This is a genomic window from Microbacterium sp. A93 (assembly GCF_051842835.1).
On sequence record NZ_JBPXMT010000018.1, the window covers coordinates 108,044 to 131,502 of the forward strand.

23 protein-coding genes are annotated in these 23,459 nt (G+C 63.8%); 13 read left to right on the plus strand and 10 right to left on the minus strand.

The features are described 5' to 3' along the window. Positions 1 to 3: 3 nt before the first annotated feature. The 3 genes from nrdR to ACSU1G_RS32875 all read left to right on the plus strand — a co-directional run bounded on the left by nrdR (position 4) and on the right by ACSU1G_RS32875 (position 2,871). Entirely contained in the window at positions 4 to 480 is a 477-nt protein-coding gene (gene nrdR, locus ACSU1G_RS32865) for a transcriptional regulator NrdR (protein WP_439285577.1), read from the plus strand. Positions 481 to 490: 10 nt separating this feature from the next. Beyond that, complete coding sequence (locus ACSU1G_RS32870) at positions 491 to 1,519, plus strand: quinone-dependent dihydroorotate dehydrogenase (RefSeq protein WP_439285579.1); 1,029 nt, start codon at positions 491 to 493, stop codon at positions 1,517 to 1,519. Between the two features lie 128 nt (positions 1,520 to 1,647). Further along, the gene (locus tag ACSU1G_RS32875; protein WP_439285581.1) at positions 1,648 to 2,871 is read left to right on the plus strand and encodes an integrase core domain-containing protein; all 1,224 of its coding nucleotides are present in this window, start codon (positions 1,648 to 1,650) and stop codon (positions 2,869 to 2,871) included. 77 nt (positions 2,872 to 2,948) lie between these two features. Here ACSU1G_RS32875 and ACSU1G_RS32880 read toward each other — a convergent pair whose 3' ends face one another. Beyond that, the gene (locus ACSU1G_RS32880) at positions 2,949 to 3,512 is read right to left on the minus strand and encodes a DUF3043 domain-containing protein (protein WP_439285583.1); all 564 of its coding nucleotides are present in this window, start codon (positions 3,510 to 3,512) and stop codon (positions 2,949 to 2,951) included. Between the two features lie 45 nt (positions 3,513 to 3,557). On the opposite strand from ACSU1G_RS32880, the gene ACSU1G_RS32885 reads away from it, so the two are divergent. The 5 genes from ACSU1G_RS32885 (at position 3,558) to ACSU1G_RS32905 (ending at position 8,622) form a co-directional block, all read left to right on the plus strand. Further along, positions 3,558 to 4,967 (plus strand): dipeptidase, encoded by a 1,410-nt coding sequence (locus ACSU1G_RS32885; protein ID WP_439285584.1) that lies wholly within the window; start codon positions 3,558 to 3,560, stop codon positions 4,965 to 4,967. Positions 4,968 to 5,053: 86 nt separating this feature from the next. Next, complete coding sequence (locus ACSU1G_RS32890) at positions 5,054 to 5,425, plus strand: HesB/IscA family protein (RefSeq protein WP_439285586.1); 372 nt, start codon at positions 5,054 to 5,056, stop codon at positions 5,423 to 5,425. 96 nt (positions 5,426 to 5,521) lie between these two features. Continuing rightward, positions 5,522 to 6,433 carry an aa3-type cytochrome oxidase subunit II gene (gene ctaC / locus ACSU1G_RS32895; RefSeq protein ID WP_439285588.1) on the plus strand — a complete coding sequence of 304 codons (912 nt, stop codon included), beginning with the start codon at positions 5,522 to 5,524 and terminating at the stop codon, positions 6,431 to 6,433. 5 nt (positions 6,434 to 6,438) lie between these two features. Then, on the plus strand, positions 6,439 to 8,184 hold the full coding sequence (ctaD, locus tag ACSU1G_RS32900; RefSeq protein WP_439285589.1) for an aa3-type cytochrome oxidase subunit I: 1,746 nt from the start codon (positions 6,439 to 6,441) through the stop codon (positions 8,182 to 8,184). Positions 8,185 to 8,187: 3 nt separating this feature from the next. Then, positions 8,188 to 8,622: a cytochrome c oxidase subunit 4 gene (locus ACSU1G_RS32905; RefSeq protein ID WP_439285591.1), complete on the plus strand. Its 435-nt coding sequence runs from the start codon at positions 8,188 to 8,190 to the stop codon at positions 8,620 to 8,622. A 163-nt stretch (positions 8,623 to 8,785) separates the two neighbouring features. Here the strand turns inward: ACSU1G_RS32905 and ACSU1G_RS32910 are convergent, their stop codons facing one another. The 5 genes from ACSU1G_RS32910 to ctaE form a co-directional block, all read right to left on the minus strand. Next, the gene (locus tag ACSU1G_RS32910; RefSeq protein WP_439285593.1) at positions 8,786 to 9,205 is read right to left on the minus strand and encodes a rhodanese-like domain-containing protein; all 420 of its coding nucleotides are present in this window, start codon (positions 9,203 to 9,205) and stop codon (positions 8,786 to 8,788) included. Positions 9,206 to 9,400: 195 nt separating this feature from the next. Further along, positions 9,401 to 11,215, minus strand: a complete 1,815-nt coding sequence (gene qcrB, locus ACSU1G_RS32915) for a cytochrome bc1 complex cytochrome b subunit (protein ID WP_439285595.1) — start codon at positions 11,213 to 11,215, stop codon at positions 9,401 to 9,403. After that, positions 11,212 to 12,291 (minus strand): cytochrome bc1 complex Rieske iron-sulfur subunit, encoded by a 1,080-nt coding sequence (gene qcrA / locus ACSU1G_RS32920; protein WP_439285597.1) that lies wholly within the window; start codon positions 12,289 to 12,291, stop codon positions 11,212 to 11,214. The genes qcrB and qcrA overlap by 4 nt, the downstream gene beginning before the upstream one ends. 37 nt (positions 12,292 to 12,328) lie before the next feature. Then, positions 12,329 to 13,132, minus strand: coding sequence for a cytochrome bc1 complex diheme cytochrome c subunit (gene qcrC, locus ACSU1G_RS32925; protein WP_439285599.1), 804 nt, complete (start codon positions 13,130 to 13,132; stop codon positions 12,329 to 12,331). Positions 13,133 to 13,152: 20 nt separating this feature from the next. Further along, positions 13,153 to 13,845 carry an aa3-type cytochrome oxidase subunit III gene (gene ctaE / locus ACSU1G_RS32930; protein ID WP_439285601.1) on the minus strand — a complete coding sequence of 231 codons (693 nt, stop codon included), beginning with the start codon at positions 13,843 to 13,845 and terminating at the stop codon, positions 13,153 to 13,155. Positions 13,846 to 13,988: 143 nt separating this feature from the next. Between ctaE and trpD the strand changes: the two genes are divergently transcribed. Genes trpD through ACSU1G_RS32945 form a run of 3 tightly spaced genes read left to right on the plus strand, consistent with a single transcriptional unit; the run spans position 13,989 to position 17,266 of the window. Beyond that, the gene (gene trpD / locus ACSU1G_RS32935) at positions 13,989 to 15,053 is read left to right on the plus strand and encodes an anthranilate phosphoribosyltransferase (protein WP_439285603.1); all 1,065 of its coding nucleotides are present in this window, start codon (positions 13,989 to 13,991) and stop codon (positions 15,051 to 15,053) included. Between the two features lie 6 nt (positions 15,054 to 15,059). Continuing rightward, positions 15,060 to 16,046 (plus strand): PHP domain-containing protein, encoded by a 987-nt coding sequence (locus tag ACSU1G_RS32940; protein WP_439285605.1) that lies wholly within the window; start codon positions 15,060 to 15,062, stop codon positions 16,044 to 16,046. Next, on the plus strand, positions 16,034 to 17,266 hold the full coding sequence (locus tag ACSU1G_RS32945) for an MFS transporter (protein ID WP_439285607.1): 1,233 nt from the start codon (positions 16,034 to 16,036) through the stop codon (positions 17,264 to 17,266). Before ACSU1G_RS32940 ends, ACSU1G_RS32945 begins: the two co-directional genes overlap by 13 nt. 9 nt (positions 17,267 to 17,275) lie before the next feature. Here the strand turns inward: ACSU1G_RS32945 and ACSU1G_RS32950 are convergent, their stop codons facing one another. The 4 genes from ACSU1G_RS32950 to ACSU1G_RS32965 all read right to left on the minus strand — a co-directional run bounded on the left by ACSU1G_RS32950 (position 17,276) and on the right by ACSU1G_RS32965 (position 20,729). After that, complete coding sequence (locus ACSU1G_RS32950; RefSeq protein ID WP_439285609.1) at positions 17,276 to 18,205, minus strand: 5'-3' exonuclease; 930 nt, start codon at positions 18,203 to 18,205, stop codon at positions 17,276 to 17,278. 299 nt (positions 18,206 to 18,504) lie between these two features. After that, on the minus strand, positions 18,505 to 18,915 hold the full coding sequence (locus ACSU1G_RS32955) for a hypothetical protein (protein WP_439285611.1): 411 nt from the start codon (positions 18,913 to 18,915) through the stop codon (positions 18,505 to 18,507). Between the two features lie 495 nt (positions 18,916 to 19,410). Further along, positions 19,411 to 19,977: an HIRAN domain-containing protein gene (locus tag ACSU1G_RS32960; protein WP_439285613.1), complete on the minus strand. Its 567-nt coding sequence runs from the start codon at positions 19,975 to 19,977 to the stop codon at positions 19,411 to 19,413. Positions 19,978 to 19,991: 14 nt separating this feature from the next. Beyond that, on the minus strand, positions 19,992 to 20,729 hold the full coding sequence (locus ACSU1G_RS32965; RefSeq protein ID WP_439285614.1) for a hypothetical protein: 738 nt from the start codon (positions 20,727 to 20,729) through the stop codon (positions 19,992 to 19,994). A gap of 62 nt (positions 20,730 to 20,791) precedes the next feature. On the opposite strand from ACSU1G_RS32965, the gene ACSU1G_RS32970 reads away from it, so the two are divergent. Beyond that, positions 20,792 to 21,583, plus strand: coding sequence for a DUF4145 domain-containing protein (locus ACSU1G_RS32970; RefSeq protein WP_439285616.1), 792 nt, complete (start codon positions 20,792 to 20,794; stop codon positions 21,581 to 21,583). A gap of 1,391 nt (positions 21,584 to 22,974) precedes the next feature. Further along, the gene (locus ACSU1G_RS32975) at positions 22,975 to 23,436 is read left to right on the plus strand and encodes a hypothetical protein (RefSeq protein WP_439285618.1); all 462 of its coding nucleotides are present in this window, start codon (positions 22,975 to 22,977) and stop codon (positions 23,434 to 23,436) included. Positions 23,437 to 23,459 lie beyond the last annotated feature (23 nt).

Consider the following 23,459-nt stretch of genomic DNA (forward strand, 5'->3'; position numbering starts at 1 on the left):
ACCATGCACTGCCCCTTCTGTCGCCATCCTGATTCGCGTGTCATCGACTCCCGTACGAGTGACGATGGCCTCTCCATTCGTCGACGCCGGCAATGCCCGGAGTGCGGTGGACGCTTCAGCACGACAGAAACCGCCAGCCTCAACGTGATCAAGCGTTCGGGCGTCATGGAACCGTTCAGCCGGGAGAAGGTCATCGCTGGCGTTCGCAAGGCATGTCAGGGTCGCCCGGTGACGGAAGCCGACCTTGCGATCTTGGCCCAGCGCGTCGAGGAAGCGGTACGCCAGACCGGCGTCTCACAGCTGGAAGCCAACGAGATCGGCCTGTCGATCCTTGGTCCGCTTCGAGATCTCGACAAGGTCGCATATCTGCGTTTCGCCAGCGTCTATCAGGCGTTCGATTCGCTGGAAGACTTCGAGAGCGCCATCGGCGATCTGCGTGCAGATCGGGCAGAGTCAGGGCAAGCGCCCGCCGACCGGTAATCTGGCAGGGATGTATCCGCTGCTTTTTCGCGCCGTTCTGTCGCGCTTCGATCCCGAGTTCGCCCACCATGCCGGCATGGTGGTGATCCGTGTGCTCGGCGTTCCGCCATTCTCCTGGGTCACACGCGCGATCGCCGCGCCCAGCGCCGACCAGCAGGTCAGTGCTCTGGGGCTCACTTTCGACTCGCCGTTCGGGGTCGCCGCCGGGTTCGACAAGAACGCTGTCGGCGTGCGCGGACTTGCCGCGCTGGGTTTCGGCCACGTCGAGGTGGGCACGCTGACGGCGATCGCACAGGATGGCAATCCCAAACCGCGTCTGTTCCGTCTGGTGGCGGATCGTGCCGTCATCAACCGGATGGGCTTCAACAACGAGGGGGCGGATGCCGCGGTACGCCGCCTCGAGAAGCTGCGCCGCCGCCGGCCGAAGACGGTCATCGGTGTCAACATCGGCAAGAGTCGTGTCGTCGAGGTTGAACGAGCGACGGCCGACTACGTCGCGAGCGCAACGAAGCTCGCTCCGCTGGCAGATTACCTCGCCGTTAACGTCTCCTCGCCGAACACCCCTGGCCTTCGCGGCCTGCAAGCGGTCGAGACCCTTGCGCCGCTGTTGCGTGCTGTGCAGGCCGCCGCAGGGTCAACACCTCTGCTGGTGAAGATTGCGCCAGATCTGCCGGACGAGGAGATCGATGCGATCGCGCGACTTGCCGTCGCGGAGGGCCTGGACGGAATCATCGCCCACAACACCACGATCAGTCGTGACGGACTCACAACGGATGCTGCGGCCGTGGAGGCCGCCGGTGCGGGCGGACTTTCCGGAGCGCCGCTGCGCGAGCGTTCCATGGAGGTGCTGCGTATTGTCCGCGCAGCCGTGCCGAATGAGTTCTGTGTGATCTCCGTCGGGGGAGTGGAGACCGCGGACGACGTGAGAGAGCGCTTGGACAGTGGTGCCACCCTGGTGCAGGGTTACACCGGATTCCTCTACCGCGGCCCGCTCTGGGCGCGCAAAATAAACCGCGGCCTGCGTCGCCCCCGACCCTGATCCCCGGTTGCGAGTGGGCGCGCGTGGCTCGATTTTCGCGTCACGACGAGCTGTGAAGTCTCAGTGTTTTTCTGACAGTTGTGTCTCGGGACCTGCCTGACACTTCTCGGGTCTTGCACGATCAGGGGATGGCTTATGACTCTTCCCGCACTGATCTGCGGCTGATCATCGCTTCCTGGCCCGAGGACGCGCCGCGCGGGGCGGTGAGTCGTTTCTGCGCGGAGAACACGGTCTCCCGGGAATGGTTCTACGCGACACGAAGACGCATCCAGGAGGATGCCCTCCCGCAGGCGTTGATGCCCCGCTCGAGCAGACCACGAACCTCACCGCGGAAAACGTCTGAGGCGATCGAAGCACTTGCGATCGAGGCTCGGGCCCGGTTGGAAGCGGAGGGATGGGATCATGGCCCCATCTCGGTTGGATTCGAGCTGAACCGGCTCGGGATCGCTTCCCCGTCACGTGCGACTCTGGCACGGATCTTCACCCGCAACGGGCTCGTCACCGCCCAGCCGAAGAAACGCCCCCGGACCTCATACGTCCGCTTCCGGTATGCGGCCCCGAACGAGTGTTGGCAGATCGATGCAACGGACTGGACGCTCGCGGACGGCCGGGTCGTCGCGATCTTTCAACTCAACGATGACCACTCCCGCCTGCAGATCGCGTCTCTTGCCGCCCGGTCCGAGAACGCGCGAGACGCGGTCCGCGTGGTCACCACAGGCATAGAGCGCCATGGGGTGCCGCAACGGTTGCTCTCAGATAACGGAGCGGCGCTGAACCCGATCCGTCGCGGCTGGATCGGTGAACTCACCGCGATGGTGACCGCGCTCGGTGTTCACGCCATCGCCTCCAGCGTCGCTCACCCGCAAACCCAGGGCAAGAACGAACGCGGTCACTCGACGCTCAAACGATGGCTCCGTGCCCGAGCGCCTGCTCGGGATCTTGATGATCTGCAAACTCAACTCGATCAATTCGATCTGCTCTACAACGAGCATCGGCCCCATCAATCACTACAGATGATGACGCCCCACGCCTGCTACACCGCGACATCGAAGAGCCCGACCCCGACCAAGCCGGAATCCCCCCACCCCATTCCTGTCCCGCCCCGACACGTCGTTCGCACCGCATCCGCGAACGGAACAGTCCGCGTCGCACGGATCAAGATCATGATCGGCAAACCCCACGCCGGTCACACCTTCAACATCCTCCTCGAGCCAAAGCGAATCATCATCTTCGATCACCAAGGCACGCTCCTGAGCAGCCATGACCGCCCACCCGCGGGAACCTACATCCCCAACGGCAAACCCCGCGGCTTCCTCGCACGCTACGAAGTGTCAGATCCCACTGAGACATGAACTGTCAGGCACGTCATGAGACATCACACGCGTCGCGACGAGCCACAAGCGCCCACTCGCAAGGAGTGAGAGGGGAGTTAGGCGGGGTACTGGCCGCGCTTGACCTGCGGCTTGGGCAGGCGCATGAAGCGCATCTGAAGTGAGCGCATTCCGGCATACCAGCCGAGACCCTTCTCCAGACGGTCCTTGCCGAACTTCGCGGCGCCCTTCCGCTTCACGCGCAGGCCGAGCAGGATCATGTCGATCACAGCGACGATGATGAACGCCCAGAGGCCGATGAATGCGAAGAACGAGAACGTGGGGTCTGGCACGAGCGAGACGAGGATGACGACGACCATGAGCGCCATCACCCACTCGGATACATGCCAGCCTGCATCGACGTAGTCACGTACCCAGCGGCGCTGCGGGCCTTTGTCACGTGCGGGCAGGTACTTGTCCTCGCCCGCTGCCATCCCCGCCTGGGCACGCTCTCGCTGTTCGCGCAGCTGCGCCTTCGCGGCGGCGCGTGCCTCTTTGGTATCGGCCACGAGAGGCCGGCGACGGGCAGCTTCCTGCTCGGCGCGACTGGGCGTCGGCCGTCCCTTGCCGAGACTCGGCGTCTCGGCGGAGTCGTCGTTCGTCGGTGGGATGGAAGTGGCCACGAGGCTCCTCGGGTAGAAAACAGGGATCGGCCTAAGATTACTCGCATGACATCCGTCCCGCCCAATGCAGACCCCGCCGTCGAATCCGCTGTCGCAGAGGCTGTTGCCATCGGCATCCCCTCAGCGCTGTCTGATCTCGGTGATCTTGTACGGATTCCCGGCATCGCCTGGCCATCGTTCGACCAAACGCAGCTCGAGCGCAGTGCCGAGCGCGTTGCGGCGCTGGCCACCGACACGGGCGTCTTCGACGAGGTTCGCGTGCTGCGCGCCGTGATTGGCGGCACCGAGGAACTCGGTCAGCCTGCAGTGCTCGCGACGAGGGCGGCACGGGGTGGCAAGCCCACGATCCTGCTGTACGCGCATCACGATGTGCAGCCTCCAGGGGCAGACGAGCTGTGGGAGACGCCTCCGTTCGAGCCAACCGTGCGTGATGGCCGGCTCTACGGGCGAGGTGCTGCCGATGACAAGGCGGGGATCATGGCGCACATCGCGTCGTTGCGCGCCGTCTCCGAGGTGCTTGGCGATGACCTCGAGCTCGGTGTCTCGATGTTCATCGAGGGGGAGGAGGAATACGGCTCTGCCTCTTTCGCCCAGTTCCTCAGCGATAACGTTGATGCTCTTCGCGCCGACGCGATCGTGGTTGCCGACTCCGGCAACTGGGACGCCACGACGCCGGGCCTCACCGTCTCGCTGCGCGGGAACGCACGCTTCACGCTGAAGGTGCGCACCCTTGACCACGCCTCACACTCCGGCATGTTCGGCGGAGCGGTGCCCGACGCGATGATGGCGACCGTCCGATTGCTCTCCACACTCTGGGATGACGATGGTGCGGTGGCGGTCGAGGGGATGACGCAGCGCGATACGCCGACTCCTGAATACACCGAGGAGACGTTGCGGGATGAGGCGGGCCTGTTGCCCGGCACGTCCCCGATCGGTCGGGACAGCATCCTCAGCCGAATCTGGAATAAGCCGGCCGTCACGATCATCGGAATCGACGCGACGAGCGTGGCGTCGGCATCCAACACTCTGCTCCCAGAGGTGAGCGTGGTCATCAGCGCCCGCGTCGCGCCGGGACAGCCCGGCGAGGAAGCGTACGCGGCACTTGAACGGCACCTGCGCGCGAACGCGCCGTTCGGCGCCGAGCTGACGTTCTCCGATGTTGATCTCGGCAACGGATTCCTCGTCGATACCAGCGGTTGGGCTGTCGGGCTGGCCCGCCAGGCCATGGCAGACGGTTACGGCGTCGAGCCGGTCGATCTCGGGGTCGGCGGATCGATTCCGTTCATCGCTGACTTGGTACGCGAGTTCCCCGCTGCGCAGATTCTCGTCACCGGAGTGGAAGACCCCCACGCGCGTGCGCACAGTCCCAATGAATCGCTTCACCTCGACACGTTCCGGCACGCGATCGCGACCGAGGCGCTGCTGCTGACCCGAATGAATGAGATCACTCTCTGATCTGTCCGGCATCCGGCGCCTTGTCTGGCGACCGAAGGTAGAATCAGAGCAACCAGCCGCGTGCGCGGCCTGTCACGAGGAGCGACATGAGCGACACCACACTGACCACAGACACCACAGAGGCCACGACCCCCCACGGCGTCAAACTGACTGACGCTGCAGCGATCAAGGTGAAGAACCTTCTCGCGCAGGAGGGACGCGAAGATCTGCGTCTGCGCGTTGCAGTTCAGCCCGGCGGATGCTCCGGTCTCATCTACCAGCTCTACTTCGACGAGCGTTACCTCGATGGCGACGAGACCGTTGACTTCGGTGGCGTCGAAGTCATCATCGACAACATGAGCGTGCCTTACCTCGATGGCGCATCGATCGACTTCAAGGACACGATCTCCGAGCAGGGATTCACGATCGACAACCCGAATGCCGGCGGCAGTTGCGCATGTGGAGACAGCTTCCACTGAGTGTGAGCCGTGCCCGACCTGCGTGGTTGGCATGAATCAGGTGTGAGCTTGCCCTAGACTTGGCTAAGCCCTGTCCGCGATATTGAAAGGTGAATCGTGCCCTCGAAACGCCGCCTTCGTTGGGCCGCAATTCCAGTAGGAGTTGCGGCAGCCGTGGTTCTGGCGGGATGTTCTCCCACCGAACTTCACGGATTCCTCCCGGGCTTTGTGGAAGACGGCGCTGCCGCCACGAACCAGACTGAACGTGTTGCAGGACTCTGGGTGAACTCCTGGATCGTCCTCCTCATTGTTGGCATGATCACCTGGGCTCTGATGGGGTGGGCCGCGGTCGCATACCGTCGCCGCAAGGGCCAGACCGGCCTCCCCGTGCAGATGCGCTACAACATGCCGATCGAGATTTTCTACACGGTCATCCCGTTGATCCTCGTCATGGGCATGTTCTTCTTCACTGCCCGTGACCAGGCCGCGATCGAGACGCAGTGGGACGACCCAGACGTCGAGGTCACCGCGATCGGTAAGCAGTGGTCGTTCGACTTCATGTACGCCGGCGAAGACGACGATCTTTCTGACGCCGTGTGGACCATGGGTATTCAGGCCCAGCCTGACGCCAACGGCAACGTTGACGTCGAAGAGCTGCCCACGCTGGTGCTTCCTGTTGACCAGAAGGTGCACATCAGCCTGCAGTCGCGTGATGTCATCCACTCGTTCTGGATCATCGACTTCCTCTACAAGAAGGACATGTACATCGGGAAGGACAACTCCTGGTCCTTCATTCCGACGCGTGTCGGCGAGTATGCCGGCAAGTGCGCCGAGCTATGCGGCGAGTACCACTCGATGATGCTCTTCAACGTGAAAGTCGTTGAGCAGGACGAGTACGACGATTACGTCGAGACGCTCCGCGAAACCGGCAACACGGGCGACATCACTGACGCATACGACCGGCTGAGCAACTTCCCGGGCACTGGTGCACCCACGTCCGAGACAGACTCCGAGGAAGAGGGAGAATAAGCCTCATGTCGACCAATTCCGCCACCGGAGCCGCACACGGCTCGCGCCCGACAGACACCCCGGCGCGTCAGGCGGCTCTGCTGAGCTCCTCGCGCACCGAGCAGAAGGGCAACATTGTTGTCAAGTGGATCACCTCCACTGACCACAAGACCATCGGGTACATGTACCTGATCGCCTCGGTTCTGTTCTTCCTCCTCGGCGGTGTGATGGCTCTCGTCATCCGCGCCGAGCTGTTCGCTCCTGGAATGCAGATCGTTCCGACGAAGGAGCAGTACAACCAGCTGTTCACCATGCACGGCACGATCATGCTGCTCATGTTCGCAACCCCGCTGTTCGCCGGGTTTGCCAACGCGATCCTGCCGTTGCAGCTCGGTGCTCCTGACGTGGCCTTCCCGCGTCTGAACGCCTTCGCGTTCTGGCTGTTCCTCTTCGGCTCGATCATTGCGGTCGCCGGCTTCCTCACCCCGCAGGGTGCGGCATCGTTCGGTTGGTTCGCTTACCAGCCGCTCGCGAACGCGACATTCTCACCTGGCGCAGGTGGAAACCTGTGGATGGTCGGGCTCGGAATGTCCGGTTTCGGTACGATCCTCGGTGCGGTGAACTTCATCACCACGGTTATCACCATGCGCGCTCCTGGCATGACGATGTGGCGTATGCCGATCTTCGCCTGGAACACGCTGATCACCAGCCTGCTGATTCTGATGGCGTTCCCCGTGCTGGCTGCCGCGATCTTCGCAGCTGCTGCCGACCGTATCCTCGGTGCTCACATCTATGACCCGGCCAATGGCGGTGTGCTCCTCTGGCAGCACCTGTTCTGGTTCTTCGGTCACCCCGAGGTGTACATCATCGCGCTGCCGTTCTTCGGCATCGTCTCCGAGATCTTCCCCGTGTTCAGCCGCAAGCCGATCTTCGGTTACAAGACCCTGATCTACGCGACGATCTCGATCGCAGCACTTTCTGTCGCCGTGTGGGCTCACCACATGTACGTGACCGGTGGTGTGCTACTTCCGTTCTTCGCGTTGATGACGATGCTCATCGCTGTGCCGACGGGTGTGAAGATCTTCAACTGGATCGGCACGCTCTGGCGAGGATCTGTGACCTTCGAGACTCCGATGGTGTTCGCGCTCGGCTTCCTGGTCTCGTTCGTCTTCGGCGGACTGACCGGAGTCATCATGGCGTCGCCGCCGCTGGACTTCCACCTCAGTGACTCGTACTTCATTGTGGCTCACTTCCACTACGTCGTCTTCGGTACCGTGGTGTTTGCGATGTTCGCCGGCTTCTACTTCTGGTGGCCGAAGTGGACAGGACGCATGCTCAACGAGCGTCTCGGATACGTGCACTTCTGGATGCTGTTCATCGGCTTCCACATGACCTTCCTCATCCAGCACTGGTTGGGTGTGGACGGCATGGTGCGCCGCTACGCGGACTATTCGGAAGCTGACGGCTGGACCTGGGGTAACCAGGTATCGACCATCGGTGCGATCATCCTTGGTGCCTCGATGCTGCCGTTCTTCCTGAACGTCTGGATCACAGCACGCAAGGCGCCCAAGGTCATGGTCAATGACCCGTGGGGCTACGGCGGATCGCTCGAATGGGCGACCAGCTGCCCGCCGCCGCGCCACAACTTCACGTCGATCCCGCGCATCCGCAGTGAGCGTCCCGCGTTCGATCTGAACCATCCTGAGGCTGCTGAGCATCCGGTCGAGGCACCTGTGCCTGTACTTGCCGGTGCGAGCGGAGAGGCCAAGTAAGCCATGCGTTCAAATATCGTCCTCTGGTGGATTATCGCCGGCTTCTTCTTTGTCGTGGCCGTGGTCTACACCGTGTGGAACATTCTGGCTCACCCCGACCTTCCGCTCAACAACCAGATCGAGTGGGTCGGCTCGGTTGCACTCCTGTTCACTGCATTCATGGGTGGCATGGTCGCGTTGTACCTTGCACGCACTCACAAGGCGCAGGGCGGCGAGCTGCCGGAAGACATCCTGACTGCCGACATCGACGATGGCGATCCTGAGCTCGGCGAGTTCGCTCCCTGGTCATGGTGGCCGATCGTGCTGGCCGCATCGGCCGCGATCTTCCTCATCGGCATGGCGGTCGGACACTTCCTGCTGCCGATCGGCGTCGCGATCTTCGCTGTCGCGATCGTCGGCTGGGTGTACGAGTACTACCGCGGCAACTTTGCTCGCTAAGTTCGTGACCGCTAAGTTCTAGCGCTAGCGTGCGAGAAGGCCCCTGGATCATTCCAGGGGCCTTCTCTGTTCCCCCATAGTTGATTGCGAGTGGGTAGTTGTGGCTCAAGAAATTGCTGGAACTGAGCCACAAGTGGCCACTCGCAATTTTGGGGAGGGAGAACTAGGCGCGGGTGCGGATGCGGGGGACACCGGTGAGCGGGTCGATTGGGCGGCGGTGCACACCGTCATGGTCTGCGATCGGATACCCCTCGCGGGCCCAATATTCGAAGCCTCCGATCATTTCACGGACCGGATAGCCAAGCCTCGCGAACTCAAGCGCTCCCTTGGCTCCAGCGTTACATCCGGGACTCCAGCAGTAGACGACGACGTCGGTGCCGGCCGGGATCTCCTGTGCTGCACGTGAAGCGATCTCGCTGTAGTGCATGTGTACAGCGCCAGGAACGCGTCCCTGTGCCCATGCCTCGTCAGAGCGGACATCGATGACCACGACATCTTCTCCGGCCTTCTGACGGGCATAGACATCGCTCGCGTCCGTCTCATAGGCGAGCTTTGCGGCGAAGAAGTCAGCGCGATCGATCATGACATCAGCCTATTCCGCCCGATCCGCACGGTGAAGGCTCGCTCCGGTCGCGCACCGCAGGATTCCCGCCATTCTGCGGCGACGCCAAGGAGAGTGCATGACACATCGTGCACGGCAGACGGCGTGCATTGCAGACCATACGAAGAAGGGCCCCGTCCAGATGGACGAGGCCCTTGAGTAGGGGGAGGGGAGTTGTTACTCGCCCTCCTCCGACTTCTTCTTGGACTTCTTGACCGGATCTGTGGCGATCACGGTACTCGGAGTGTTCGGCGTCTCTTCGACGTGAGTCTCCGTGGGAGGCGTCAGTGGGGCGTCAGGGGCACCAGCACGCTCGTGAGCGCCCTGGATCTCCTCGGCCTCAACCTCGGCCGTGTGAGCCGTCACGTGGTGCTGGTGAGCGTCTGCAGCGGCAACCTCGGTCTGCGTGAGCGGAGCGAGACGATCCTCGTAGAACCAGCGAGAGATCGACGAGCGCACGTTCTCGGTCCACGGGATGCGCCCCTTGGCGTTCGGGCGCACAACGAGCGGCTCGTAGTTGTCGATGTCGATGAGCTTCCAGCGGTCGTACTTGTCGACGGGCTGGTGAACTTCGATGTACTCGCCACCAGGGAGGCGAACGATGCGACCGGACTCATATCCGTGCAGCACGATCTCGCGGTCCTTCTTCTGCAGCGCGATACAGATGCGCTTCGTGATGAAGTATCCGAGTATCGGGCCGAGGAACAGTAGCGCCTGGAGAGTGTGGATCACACCTTCCATCGTGAGCATGAAGTGCGTCGCGATGAGGTCGGAGGATGCCGCCGCCCACAGGACCGCGTAGAAGAGGACACCCGCAACACCGATCGCCGTACGCGTTGCCGCGTTGCGCGGGCGCTGAGCCAGGTGGTGCTCACGCTTGTCGCCCGTGACCCACGCCTCGAGGAAGGGGTAGATCGCGACAGCGACAATGAACAGTCCGAGCACGAGCACCGGGATGATGATTCCGAACGACCAAGTGCGGTCGAGCAAGACGATATCCAGGTTCGGAGGCGCCAGACGCAGGGCACCATCAGCGAAGCCGATGTACCAGTCAGGCTGGGTGCCAGCTGAAATTGGCGATGGGTCGTAAGGACCGTACTCCCAGAACGGCAGGATCTGGAAGAACGTCGCGATCAGCACGATGGTGCCGAAGACGATGAACAGGTAGCCGCCCATCTTGGACATGTACACCGGCATCATCGGGTAGCCCACGACATTGTCGTTCGTGCGGCCGGGGCCGGCGAACTGCGTGTGCTTGTTGATGATCATGAGCATGAGGTGCACGACGATCAGCCCGATGACCAGAAGCGGTAGTAGCAGGATGTGTAGCGAGTAGAGGCGGCCGACGATGTCGTTGCCGGGGAACTCACCACCGAAGAGCAGGAACGAGGTCCAAGTTCCGATCAGCGGAAGACCCTTGATCATGCCGTCGATGATGCGCAGACCGTTGCCCGAAAGCAGATCATCCGGAAGCGAGTAACCGGTGAAGCCTTCTGCAAGAGCGAGGATGAACAGCACGAAGCCGATCACCCAGTTGATCTCACGCGGCTTGCGGAACGCACCGGTGAAGAACACGCGGAGCATGTGCACGCCGATGCCGGCGATAAAGACGAGTGCGGCCCAGTGGTGGATCTGGCGCACCAGGAGACCACCGCGCACATCGAAGGAAAGGCGCAGTGCAGATTCGAATGCGGCTGACATCTCCAGCCCACGCATCGGGGCGAAGGCGCCCGTGTAGTGCGTGGGCACCATCGAGGGGTCGAAGAAGAACGTCAGGAACGTTCCGGAGATGAAAACGACGACGAAGCTCCACAGAGCGATCTCGCCGAGCATGAACGACCAGTGGTCGGGGAAGATCTTGCGACCCAGTTCCTTGACGAAACCGGAGATGCTGGTGCGCTCATCGATGTAGTTCGATGCTGCACCGACAAATCGGCCTCCCAGAGGGGGTGTGTTGTCCTTGTCCTCTTTGGACAGCGTTGCGGTGCTCAATGGCGCTCCCAGAAGCTCGGGCCGACAGGCTCGGTGAAGCCGTGGCGTGCGACGAGGTAGCCCTCATCATCGACGGTAATAGGCAGCTGCGGCAGCGGCCGGGCGGCTGGGCCGAAGATGACCTTTGCGTGATCGGTGACGTCGAACTGCGACTGGTGGCACGGGCACAGCAGGTGGTGCGTCTGCTGCTCATACAGTGCAACAGGGCATCCGACGTGCGTGCAGACCTTGGAGTACGCGACGATGCCGTCGTACGACCAGTCCTTGCGGTCCTCGGCCTCGATGAGCTGCTCCGGGCGCAGGCGCATCATCAGTACGATCGCCTTCGCCTTCTCCTCGAGGTAGCCGTCGTGGTGCGACATCGTGGCAAGAGCCTCCGGGATCACATGGAAGGCCGAGCCGAGGGTGACGTCCGCTGCGCGAATCGGGGTGCCATCGGGGTCGCGTACGAGTCGCTGCCCCTTCTCCCACATGGTCTCGTTCAGCAGGGCGACCGGGTCGCCCGCGATCGGGTCGCCGCCGGCGTTGTTGTGCGGAGCCAGACCGCGGAACAACGCAATGCCGGGAACGATGGATGCAACGATCGCTGCGATCAGCGAGTTGCGGATCATCGTGCGACGCCCAAAGCCGGATTCTTCATTGGCGGCCGCGAAGACCTCGACAGCGGCTTCACGAGTCGCGTCCGTACCCCTGGTGGGGTGACGCATCTCGATGTGCTCCTTGTCGGACATCAGCGCCTTCGACCAGTGAATGGCCCCGATGCCGATGCATAGGAGTGAGAACCCGATTCCCAGACCGATGAAGAGGTTGTTGTACCGGATCGCGAGCAACGACTGGTCTTCGATAGGGAACAGCATGTATGCCGCGACTGCCCAGATGCTGCCGGCGAGCGACAGGTAGAACAGAGTGTAAACAGTGCGGGCCGCGCGCTTTTCCGCCTTCGGATCCTTGTCGGTCATCCGCTCGCGGTGCGGCGGAAGCCCGGGGTTCTGCGCAGGATCGCTGACTGCGACGCTCAGCCCCGGGGAGGGCTGGTAGGCCCTGTCAAGGGCCCGCGAGTCGTCGTCGTTTGCCATGGTGCTCCTCGTACGTTCCTTCTCGAATGATTAAGCGTCAGTTGGACTTCGCCGTGATCCACACGGAGATGGCAACGAGGCCGCCGATTCCGAAGATCCAGATGAACAGACCCTCAGAGACCGGGCCCAGCGAGCCAAGCGCGAAGCCGCCGATCTGCACAGCATCCTGCTGGTACAGCAGTGCCGAGATGATGTCGCGCTTGTCCTCGTCCGACAGGTTCATGTCGGAGAATACCGGCATGTTCTGCGGGCCGGTGACCATGGCCGCATAGATGTGCAGGGCGCTCGTGTTGGCGAGTCCAGGGGCGTACTTGCCCTCGGTGAGCGCGCCACCGGCGGCGGCCACGTTGTGGCACATCGCGCAGTTGACGCGGAAGAGTTCGGCGCCGTGCGATACATCGCCTTCACCGTCAAGAGTCTTGTCTGACGGGTAGGTGGGACCGGGGGCCAGTTCCTGCACGAAGGAAGCCATGGCTTCGATCTGCGGTTGTGTGAACTGTGGCTCCTTCTCCGGCGCCTGCGGGCCCTGCATCTGCAGGGGCATGCGGCCGGTGGCCAGCTGGAACTCGACGGAGAGCTCGCCGACGCCGTACAGGCTCGGGCCGTTGTCTGTTCCCTGCAGGTCAAGACCGTGGCAGGTGGCGCAGTTGGCCTGGAACAGCTTCTCTCCGTCGTCGATGGTGAGCTGTGTGCTCGCCGTCGGCTGTGTGTCTGTTGAGGCGATTGCCGCAGACGCTCCGGCGTAGATGCCTCCGGTGATCAGGAGGCCAGCTCCGATCAGTGCGGCAGCGGCCAGGGGGCTACGGCGTCCGTTTGAGCGACGCTTCTTCTCAAGTGCCATTTCGCAGGTCAGCTCCGCTCTTATTTCAGGAAGTAGATGACGAAGAACAGCACGATCCAGACGACATCGACGAAGTGCCAGTAGTAGGACACCACGATCGAGGAGGTCGCCTCCTTGTGTGTGAAGTTCTTCACTGCGAATGCGCGACCGATGATGAGCAGGAACGCGATGAGTCCGCCAGTGACGTGGAGGGCGTGGAAGCCCGTGGTGATGTAGAACGCCGAGGCGTATGCATCAGCCTGGATCGGCAGGCCTTCCGCAACCAGAGTTGCGTACTCCCATACCTGACCGGAGACGAAGATCGCGCCGAGCGCGAAGGTGAGCCAGAACCACTCGACCATTCCCCATCCGAAGAGGCGGCGACGGCCTGCGCCGTTCACCTGACCGTTCTTGATGCGGTAGGCCTGAAGGTCTTCTGCCGCGAACACGCCCATCTGGCATGTGACGGAGGAGAGCACAAGGATCGCGGTGTTGATTGCTGCGAACGTCACGTTCAGCAAAGCAGTGCGGTCGGCCCAGAGTTCGGGTGATGTGCTTCGGAGGGTGAAGTAAATCGCGAATAGTCCCGCGAAGAACATCACCTCGCTGCCGAGCCACACGATGGTGCCGACAGCTACCGGGTTCGGGCGCTTAATGGTTCTTGCCGCCGGGGCATAGGTCGCTGAGGTGGTCACTCCTCCATTATGGCCGATCTCCGAGCGTGATTCTTGCATCCATGGCATCCGTTTCGCTGTTCCGGTGCTTAGGGGAGCCTAAGAAGCACCTGCGAATCTTCGGTGAATCCAAGGGAAATCAAGGATGCACTGCTGTGGTGCCAGTGCGCAAGTAATTTATTCACGCCGATAAGATCACTGGTATGGCTGAATCCCTGACCTGGCCCCATGTGCTCACCACTCTCCTGGAACGGCGCGACCTCAGCGTCTGGGAGTCGACCTGGGCTATGCGCCAGGTAATGCAGGGCGACGTGTCGGATGCCAAACTTGCCGGTTTCCTCATTGCTCTGCGTGCCAAGGGTGAGACGGTCGACGAAGTTGTTGGCTTCCGTGACGCGATTCTCGAAGCAGCCGTCCCGCTCCCGGTCTCGCCAGACGTTCTTGACATCGTCGGGACCGGAGGCGATCTCATCGGCACCGTGAACGTGTCGACAACCGCGGCGGTCATCATCGGCGCGACCGGGATTCCTGTCGTGAAGCACGGCAATCGTGCAGCGAGTTCCGCATCGGGTTCCTCAGATGTGCTCGGGGCTCTTGGGCTTCAGCTCTCGCTCTCTCCAGCGGACGTCGCAACGGTTCTTGAGCGCACAGGCATCACGTTTGCGTGGGCTGCGGCCTTCCACCCTGGTTTTAAGCACGCAGGTAATGCACGCGCTGAACTCGGCGTACCGACCGTATTCAACATGCTGGGTCCGCTCTGCAACCCGGCTCGCGCAGAGGCGAATGCTGTCGGCGTCGCTCAGCTCGAACGGGTGCCGCTGATCACAGGCGTGTTCCGCACCCGTGGTGCGACCGCGCTGGTCTTCCGCGGGGATGACGGCCTCGACGAGCTGACCACCACCGGTCACAGCCGCATCTGGGAGGTCACTCGTGGCGACATCCACGAGCACGACCTTGATCCGCGCGACCTTGGCATCCCCACGGCGGAGATTGCCGACCTCATCGGTGGCTCACCCGAGCACAACGCCGGTGTCCTGCGCGACACCCTAGAAGGCAAGAAGGGGGCGGTGCGAGACATCGTTCTGCTGAACGCGGCTGCGGGAATCGTCGCCTTCGAGCTTTCACAGGATGCGACGCAGGTGCAGCGGCCGATCCTTGAGCGTCTGCGCGATGGCTTCGCGCTGGCTGAAGCCGCGATCGATGATGGCAGCGCAGTTGCGAAGCTGGATGCGTGGGTGCAAGCCACTCGCGAGCTCGCTTCGATGTGAGCGAACATGGATCCCGTTGCTGCTCTGCTCGAGATCGCGAGGTTGCTCGAGCGTGAGCGGGCGTCGCGTTATCGTGCCAAGGCGTTTCGCCAGGCTGCGGCGACGCTTCAGGGGCTTCCTGCGACGGTGCGGGATGACCCCACCCGGCTGCGCGCGGCCAAAGGCATCGGCGATTCCACATTTGCCGTCATCCGACAGGCACAAGCTGGCGAGGTTCCCGAGTATCTGGTCGAATTGCGCGGTGACGTGGAGCCGGAACGCGTTTCTGAACTGCGCCGCAAGCTGCGCGGCGACCTGCACTCGCACACCGAGTGGTCCGACGGTACGACTCCCATCCGCACCATGGCGGAGTCTGCGCGGGCGCTCGGTCACGAGTACCTCGCGATCACCGACCATTCGCCCAGACTCAAGGTTGCTCGCGGGCTGTCGGCTGAGCGTCTTCGCGAGCAGATTCCGCTGGTGCGCGCCGAGTCCACGAATGACTTCACGATGCTGGCGGGAATCGAGGTCGACATTTTTGACGATGGCGGCCTCGACCAGGAGCCGGCGCTGCTGAACGACCTCGACATCGTCGTGGCATCCGTGCATTCCCACCTGCGCATGGAGTCGCGGCCGATGACGGCTCGCATGATCGCCGCCGTCTCCCATCCGCAGGTGAATGTGCTCGGCCACTGCACCGGACGGCTCGTGCAGGGGGAGCGTGGAACGCGGCCTCCGTCACAGTTCGACGCGCGTGCCGTGTTCGACGCGTGTGCGGAGAACGGCGTGGCCGTGGAGATCAATTCCCGCCCCGAACGGCAGGACCCACCGGACGAGCTGATCGCGATGGCGTTGGAGGCCGGGTGCCTGTTCTCCTTGGATTCTGACGCTCACGCCCCAGGGCACCTCTCGCTGCTGGACTATGGTGCTGAGCGCGCCGAGAAGGTTGGCGTTCCGGCTGAGCGCATCGTGACGACGTGGGGCGTAGACCGGCTGCGGGCGTGGGCAGACTGACTCGACGCGCGTTCCCCTGGCTCGTGCTGGCCGGGATATTGGTGGCCGCGCTCAGTCTGCGCGGTCCGATTATCGCGCTCACGCCGGTACTGCCGGACATCATCGTCGATCTCGGTATTAGCTCAGCATCCGCTGGTCTACTCACGACGGCGCCGGTGCTCATGTTCGCCGCGTTGACGCCATTCGCCGCACTCCTTATTCGACGAGCAGGACCGGAACTCGCCCTGCTGCTTTCCCTGGGCGGCGTGCTGATCGGGACGTTCGTGCGTGCATTGCCGGGCTTCGGGGCGATGCTCACCGGCATGCTGATCATGGGGGCGGCGATCACGATCGGGAACGTCGTGATCCCCGTGATCATCCGACGTGATCTGCCGCCAGAGCGCACCGCGATCGCCACCGCTGCGTACACGGCGACGATGAATGTCGGTTCGCTCACGACGGCGCTGGGCACCGTGCCGCTGGCAGCGATCACCGGTTGGTCGCTCGCGCTGTTGTTGTGGGGCGTGTTCACCGTCGTCGGTATCGGGCTCTGGATCGTGCACATGGTGCGGTCGCGATCGGAAAGCACGACTGAGCGGATTTCGGGCGAGTCTGCATCTGCCGAGGCGATCACGGGACCCATGCCCGTTGTCGTCGACAGTCGTATCGCTGCAACGCTTCGGCGCCCGATCGTGTGGCTGCTGCTCGCTGCGTTCGCCTCGCAGTCAGCGATCTACTACGCGATGTCGACATGGCTGCCGACGATTTTGATCGAGACGACCGATACGGATGCTGCGACCGCCGGCGCGCTGGCGTCGCTGTTCCAGGGCGTGGCCATCGCTGGCGCGATGCTCGCACCGGCGTTGCTGAAGTACGTCGGAGCGGTGCCGGCTGCGGTGCTCATGGGCGCCTGTTTCGGCACCATGGTTCTCGGGATGCTGCTTGCCCCAGAACTCGCGGGCGTCTGGGCGTCGTTCGGGGCCATCGCGCATTCGAGCGGGTTCGTGCTGATCTTCACCGGGCTGGTTCGCGTATCGCGCACGAATGGTGAGGCTGCGACGATGTCTGCGTTCGTCCAGGGCGGTGGGTATCTGTTCGCGGCCTTCGGGGCACCGCTGATGGGCGCGCTACACGAAAGCAGCGGTGGCTGGCGTCTGCCGCTCCTCGGCGTTCTCGCCGTGACCATCGTGTACACGACTGCGCTGATCGCGGCGATGCTCGTCGCGTTCCGCCGGGCCTGAGCCGCTTCGCTATCTTGCGAGCGCCGCGATGGCTCGATCCATCGACGAGCCGAGATTCCACCGCTGGGCGAGCGCGACGGCGACGTCTGACTCGGCCGGATCGAGCGCGCGCACAGCATCGGTCGGAGGTGTGATGTCGAGTGCGCTGGCGACCTCGACCACGGTTGGCGCGACATCGAGGTAAGCGGATGAAGCGAGGATCTTCGCGCGCACTCCGGCACTCATGCCATCACCCGCAGCAGCGGCGGCCCGGATCTGGGCGAGGTCACCGTGCGCCTGCAGCAGTGTGGCGGCCGTCTTGTCGCCGACTCCAGCGACACCGGGGAGTCCATCGGACGCATCACCGCGCAGCGTTGCGAAGTCGGCGTACTGCGAGGGGAGTACGCCGTACTTCTTCACGACTGTCTCATCAGAGACGACCTCAAGGTTGCTCATGCCCCGTGCCGTGTAGACGACGCGGATGCTGCGACCGTCGTCGACGAGTTGGAAAAGATCGCGATCACCGGTGACGATGTCAACGGGCATGGTGGCGCGGGTCGCGAGAGTGCCGATGACGTCATCAGCCTCATGCTCGGTGACGCCGACGATGGGGATGCCGAGCGCAGTCAGCGCCTCGCGGATGAGCGGAAGCTGCGCCTCGAGTGGGTCAGGAACCTCCTCGACGTCGGGACCGGTGGCGACAACTTCGACGACCCGGTGTGCCTTGTAGCTGGGGATGAGGTCAACTCGCCATTGCGGGCGCCAGTCGTCGTCCCAGCAGGCGACGATGTGTGTCGGCTCGTAGAGCTTGACGAGCTTCGCGACGATGTCGAGCAGGCCGCGCACCGCATTCACCGAGGATCCGTCGGGGGCTTTCACCTTGTCGGGCACGCCGTAGAACGCCCGGAAGTAGAGGGACGCGGTGTCGAGTAAAAGCAACTTCTCGCCGAGATGAGCCATGAGACAAGGGTACGGGGCGCGGGCAAACGCCCCAGAAGGCGATGCTCGGCCCGAGGTAGCCGCGCAACGCAAGGCTCCTTGCGCGAGGAGACGCCCGCAAGGCGTTTTTCGCGGTGCGACCTGGGTTTTATCTGCGGTAGCGTGACTCTCAGACGACGCGACGGACGCGGCGATGAGAGGGAAACATGAGCGAGCTGGAGCAGATTATGGCGGCCCACGGGGCGAAGGCTGTGGAGTTCGCGGCGTGGGGCTTGGCGGCGACGCTGGACGCCGACACGCGCCGGACGGTGGAGCTGGCGCTAGCATCCGAAGGCCCCGATGGTCTCGGCGACCTGCTGCGCGCGGGTGTGATCGACGCGGACATGTTCGGCGAGATGCTGGAGTGGGTCGCCGCGGACCTCGGCGAGCTGGTCGCCGCGGACCTCGGCGAGCTGGTCGCCGCGTAGACGACGAAGGCCCCCGGTCTGCTCGGAGATGAGCGGGCCGGGGGCCTTGTCGTGCGCGGGGGGTGATGGAGTCTCGAAGTGCTGCGCGTCGATCCACTCGGCGGGGGTGTCGCGGTCGATCCGCTGCGCGAGGTACTGGGTCGCGCCGGGTGCCCAGGGGTCGTCTCGGACGGCGTCGATACGCCACTCGGTGCCGATCTCCTTCGCCGTGGCGATGTCGCCGGGACGGCGGCCCAGCGGGTCGGTGTGCGGCGTATCGGTCATGCGCCGAGGATAGCGCTGCTCAGGCGGCGGTGGAGAGGTCCAGAGCGCCGCAGACGGAGCACACGCCGTTTAGTTCAAGCTCGTGCTCCTCGTTGCTGGGGCACGCGATCAGAGAGGGTACAGCCCGTCGCCTCGCGAGGGGCGTTACTGCCGCGGACGCTGCGGCGCTATGGGGTCGCGGGGTATCGCGGCGGGATGGCTGGCGGGCGGCTCGGGCTGCGAGAAGCTGGACGATGGCATCGGGTGGGAGTAGGTCTGTCATGACCTTCACGGTAGGTGTGATCTGAGGGCTTAAATCTGGCCGTCGTGTCGCCTGGGCGTAGCGCTTATTGTCGGCGGGGAACGGGTCCAGGTTTGGCGTCTTTACGTTGCTCATGAGCGCGGAGTCTAGGAGTCGCCAGAGTGGAAGTGCTCACCTTCTCGTTGTTCGTGCGCTGCCGTGCGCTGGAAGCCGTCGCTGCGGGCGACCTCGGCGGGTAGTCGGCGATAGCGCGGTCAGAGGTAGCGGCGGAGGTGGGCGAGTACCTCGGGCCGCGCGGCCAGGACCTTGGCGGGATCGGTGGCGATGACGGTAGCCTCCAGTGGCTCACCAGCGTCTACGAGCTTGGCGAGTCCCGACGCCATGCCCTTGTTGTAGTGGCCGATGATCTGGCCGTTGACGTGGATGGCGACGGCGTTGGGGTCGTGCGGGTTGTCAGGCTCGCGGACAAGGTGCGCGTCGCCGAGTCGGGGTTTGCCCTTGTAATAGGAGGTGCCGCGGACCTTTACGCCCCAGACGCCGAGGCGGCGGAGGGAGCGGTTATCCACGTTGATGAGCTTGCCGGTCGTGTCCTCGGCGAGCCAGAGGGCACGGCCACGCCGGACCAGGTGGACGGGGGCCAGCCCGTCGGCGTTGGGCTGGAGGAGCCGCGCGTGGTCCTCCTGCGCGAGGTAGGCGCTCTCGCGTGGCTCGCTGACCACCTCGGCGCGGAAGGTGACGCGCGTCTTGGTCGGCTTGCTGGGGGAGGTCGGCGCTGGCGGCTTGCCGCCGAGTAGCGCGCGGATCGAGTCTAGGAAGCCCATGGGGTCATCCTTGCTTATGCCACGGGCGGCGCGGCATCCGCGGGGTCGCCTTCGCCGAGGTATTGAAGGAAGGCGTTAGCGCCGGGGGTGGTTCGTGTCTGGACCATGCCGCCTTGAGTCATGAAGCTGCGAAGCTGCGGTGAGGCGAGCGCGCGGCGTTCAAGTTCCTCCAGCGCGCCCTCGATGGGCTGTGTGAGTGTCATGCCGAAGTGCTCAAGGGCGGCCTCCAGCGGCCCGGTCCCGCTGCCGCCAAAGTTGTTCCCGTAGGCATGTGAGAGATCGTGGGCGTCGAGCCAGGCGCGCGGATCGTGGAAGTAGGCAAGGAGCCAGATGTGGATGTCCTCTAGTTCGATGATGAGCCGGAGGTAGTGCTGGCGTTCGGCACGTTCGGGTGCGCCGGGGTCAAGAGTGGAGGCGGCAGCGCGTGCGAGGCGCTGGCGCTTGGTAGCGCTGGCGGTCTCGGCTGCCTCGCGGCGGGTGCGGGCTAGCGTTGCGAGAAACTCGTCGGAGTTGACCACGTCGGCCACGGTCAGGGCGGCGTTGGTCCGCTCAGCGAGACGTTGGACCTCGTCGACGATGGCGGTGTCAAACTCGTGGCGGCGTTCGCGCTCGCGCGTGGCGAGGGCGTGGTCAAGTACGCGACCGGCGAGAGGGCCGAGGAGAGGGATTGCGTCGAGCGCCATGCCGCCGACGGTTGCGAGGGTGTCCTCGGCGGGGTCGTGCGGCGGGATGAGGTCGGCGAGGTCGGTCACACGCTGACGCTAGCGGATATTCAGGCGTCGTCGGCGAAGTCGCCGGTGGCTAAGCTCGCGCTATGGCTTCAGAACGTTATGCGATCAATGACCCTGCTGCGAGCGACAAGTTGGTCCAGTCGATGGACTGCCCGCACTGTGGCAAGCGAGCGCACCAGCTGATGGCGACGCCGAGGATCATTACGACGCCAGATGGTGGGAGTGAAACGTACGCCTTGGTCGATAAAACAGACTACTTCGAGCCAAATGGTGCGACAGTGTCGCCTGCCGACTGGCGATACGCGAGCGAAGAGTCGCAGATGTGGGACCAGTATTATCCGGGATCGCAGTGGCAAGCGACACTCTGCGCAGCGTGCAACCGGATGTCGCTGTGGCGCGAAGGAGAGTTGATCTTTCCTCGTTCGACGCATACCGCGGTGAGTGCCCACGAGGACATGCCGGAACCTGCTGTCGTGTTGTTCAACGAAGCAGCCGCGGTTCTTGAAGGATCACGGCGTGCAGCTGCGGCTCTGGGCCGTGCGGCGCTGGAAGCCTTGCTCAAGGCAATTGACGACGATCCTAAGCGCCGGGACTTGAACACAAGGATTGGCGAGTTGAAGGAGCGGATCAACCCGGCCTTGTGGCAGGTGCTCACGGCCCTGCGGATCGTCGGCAATGACGCCTTGCATAGTGAGGAGGGTGAACTCGTGGCGCTGTACTTGAGTGAAGAACAGGGTGAGCTTGCCGAGACGTTCCTTTTGGCGATCAATGAGCTGGTGGAGGAGCTGATTACCCGCCCGAGACGCTCTGCCGAGATATACGCGATGCTGCCTGAGGGTAAGCGTGAGGCGGCGGAGCGCGCCGGGTCGAAGTAGTGTCCGCCCTAGCGGCGTGTAAACGACGAAAGGCCCCGCGCCCGGGAACGAACCGGGTCGGGGCCTGTGCATTTACACGCTATTAGCGGTGGGCTGCGTCTGGGTGAAGGCGAGGACGCGATGAGCGCCGACGCGGGCGACCTCGGCGAGGAGGTGGGCCGTCAGGATATAGGCGCGTTGAGATGGGCCACTTTGTCGGCAGGTCCTGCAACTATGTGGTGATGACCGTTAGTCGGAAGTGCGGTGTCTGTAACGAGTGGCACCTGTTGACGCGTGAAGGTGTGATGAGCGTCCATCTGGACGCGTCCGGTCAGCGATGCGCCGGGTCCGATGGGCAAGGGAAACGACGTGAACCGTCACGGCTCGGGCGCGGCGAGGTGCTCGTGCAGAGGACCGTGACGTGGCTCGTAAAGAACCAGCCGCCTCTGTCGGGGCAGCGCGTCACGTGCGAGGCCTGTTCGGGGCGTGTGCTCGTGACTATCTACGGTCGCATCGCACAGCACGAAGTATTAGAGGGTTGGCGGAGACATCGCAAGTCAGCGCCGCGGCGAGTGCTCTGCCCCGGGTCAGGCGTGGCGATAGACCCTGCTCTTTTGAGCTTCGTGGTGGCGAAGACCTTTCCCCGGCTTCGGCGATCGGGAGCAACCGCGCTGCCCTCGTCGCCTGTCGTGATCGTTCCGAGCCAGCCGCAGTTTTCGGGGCAGCGGGTCGACTGTGAGGTGTGTACGTTCGTTGTGCCGGTGACGGTTCATGGTCGCGTTGCCGAACATCGGCTCCTGCCTGAGGGCGTCGTTGGAAAACGAGCGCAAGCTGAAGCGCGACGTTGTGCCGGGTCTGGGGCAGTAGTCGAGCGCTCCGTGCTTCGGTTTGAGCCAGAGGTAGTCGCGCCGCCGGTGACCTGGCGTCGAGCTGAGTGCCCGCGTTGCGGAGGGGCTGTGCGCCTGAGGAGTGATGGGCGGATAAGCGCGCACCAGTTGCCAAGCAAGCGTTGGTGCTCGGCTGGCATGGACCCCACGCCAGCCGAGCGGACAAAGGCTCAAGGCAAACGCAAGCGAAGTATTTGGACAGTCTCTGGTGGCCTGCCCACGCATGGGAAGCGCTAGCGAGTGGGTAGTTAGTCTTAGGGAGCTCTCAGCGTTTAAACCCTGGAACTCGCGCGCACAGGGAGACGCTATGCCCCTCCGGGCGGGAAGATGGCGGGGTGGGGGGAGTCCCTCCCCAGGGGGTGGCCGCGGCGACGCGCTCGTGGTGGAGGTCGGCGGACTCTGCGCCCGGTCGTCGGCTGGAGCTGCGTGGAGGTCAGCGCCGGAGAAGCGCCGGATACCCCCGGGTCATCGTCGAAAGGCGGGATGCGGCTCGGGTTCAGTCTTGGCTGCTCTAAGGTTGACGCCGTGGACGCGTCAGATGGCATCGCGATTGGGGCGCTCGTGGCGAGCGTTGTACTCGGCGGCGGGTCGGTCATCGTCGCGATCATTGCGGAGCGTCGTGCGCGCCGTGTGGAGGTCCGACAGGACGCCTCTGGTATCGATTGGAAATTGTCGCTAGACCCGGGACGCGCGCGGTTGACCATCACCAACCTCGGTGTAGATGACGCCCGCGACGTGACGGCCTCGGCGGAGCTATACGGCGTCACAGGTTCGGGACGGTCTGACTTTGTGAAGGCGATGGGCGGTGCTATCGTCTTGGACTTTCCCGCCGTGCTCCCGAAGTTCTCGGCGCAACGGGCGGTGTTCGACGCCGAGGGCGTGGGCGTGCCCGTGACCGTTGCAGTCGTCGTCAACGTCAAGTGGCGCGTGTCAGGAAGGGCATGGCATCACAAGCGGTTGACAGGTGAGACCGAGCACTGGGTCTAGCGGCGGGCGTGCAGCCCGCAACG

Coding starts and splice junctions, on each gene's coding strand:
- nrdR (WP_439285577.1), top strand. CDS start 4: ATGCACTGCCCCTTCTGTCGCCATCCTGATTCGCGTGTCATCGACTCC.
- ACSU1G_RS32870 (WP_439285579.1), top strand. CDS start 491: ATGTATCCGCTGCTTTTTCGCGCCGTTCTGTCGCGCTTCGATCCCGAG.
- ACSU1G_RS32875 (WP_439285581.1), top strand. CDS start 1,648: ATGGCTTATGACTCTTCCCGCACTGATCTGCGGCTGATCATCGCTTCC.
- ACSU1G_RS32885 (WP_439285584.1), top strand. CDS start 3,558: ATGACATCCGTCCCGCCCAATGCAGACCCCGCCGTCGAATCCGCTGTC.
- ACSU1G_RS32890 (WP_439285586.1), top strand. CDS start 5,054: ATGAGCGACACCACACTGACCACAGACACCACAGAGGCCACGACCCCC.
- ctaD (WP_439285589.1), top strand. CDS start 6,439: ATGTCGACCAATTCCGCCACCGGAGCCGCACACGGCTCGCGCCCGACA.
- ACSU1G_RS32905 (WP_439285591.1), top strand. CDS start 8,188: ATGCGTTCAAATATCGTCCTCTGGTGGATTATCGCCGGCTTCTTCTTT.
- ACSU1G_RS32910 (WP_439285593.1), bottom strand. CDS start 9,205: ATGATCGATCGCGCTGACTTCTTCGCCGCAAAGCTCGCCTATGAGACG.
- qcrA (WP_439285597.1), bottom strand. CDS start 12,291: ATGGCAAACGACGACGACTCGCGGGCCCTTGACAGGGCCTACCAGCCC.
- qcrC (WP_439285599.1), bottom strand. CDS start 13,132: ATGGCACTTGAGAAGAAGCGTCGCTCAAACGGACGCCGTAGCCCCCTG.
- ctaE (WP_439285601.1), bottom strand. CDS start 13,845: ATGCAAGAATCACGCTCGGAGATCGGCCATAATGGAGGAGTGACCACC.
- trpD (WP_439285603.1), top strand. CDS start 13,989: ATGGCTGAATCCCTGACCTGGCCCCATGTGCTCACCACTCTCCTGGAA.
- ACSU1G_RS32940 (WP_439285605.1), top strand. CDS start 15,060: ATGGATCCCGTTGCTGCTCTGCTCGAGATCGCGAGGTTGCTCGAGCGT.
- ACSU1G_RS32950 (WP_439285609.1), bottom strand. CDS start 18,205: ATGGCTCATCTCGGCGAGAAGTTGCTTTTACTCGACACCGCGTCCCTC.
- ACSU1G_RS32955 (WP_439285611.1), bottom strand. CDS start 18,915: ATGACCGATACGCCGCACACCGACCCGCTGGGCCGCCGTCCCGGCGAC.
- ACSU1G_RS32960 (WP_439285613.1), bottom strand. CDS start 19,977: ATGGGCTTCCTAGACTCGATCCGCGCGCTACTCGGCGGCAAGCCGCCA.
- ACSU1G_RS32970 (WP_439285616.1), top strand. CDS start 20,792: ATGGCTTCAGAACGTTATGCGATCAATGACCCTGCTGCGAGCGACAAG.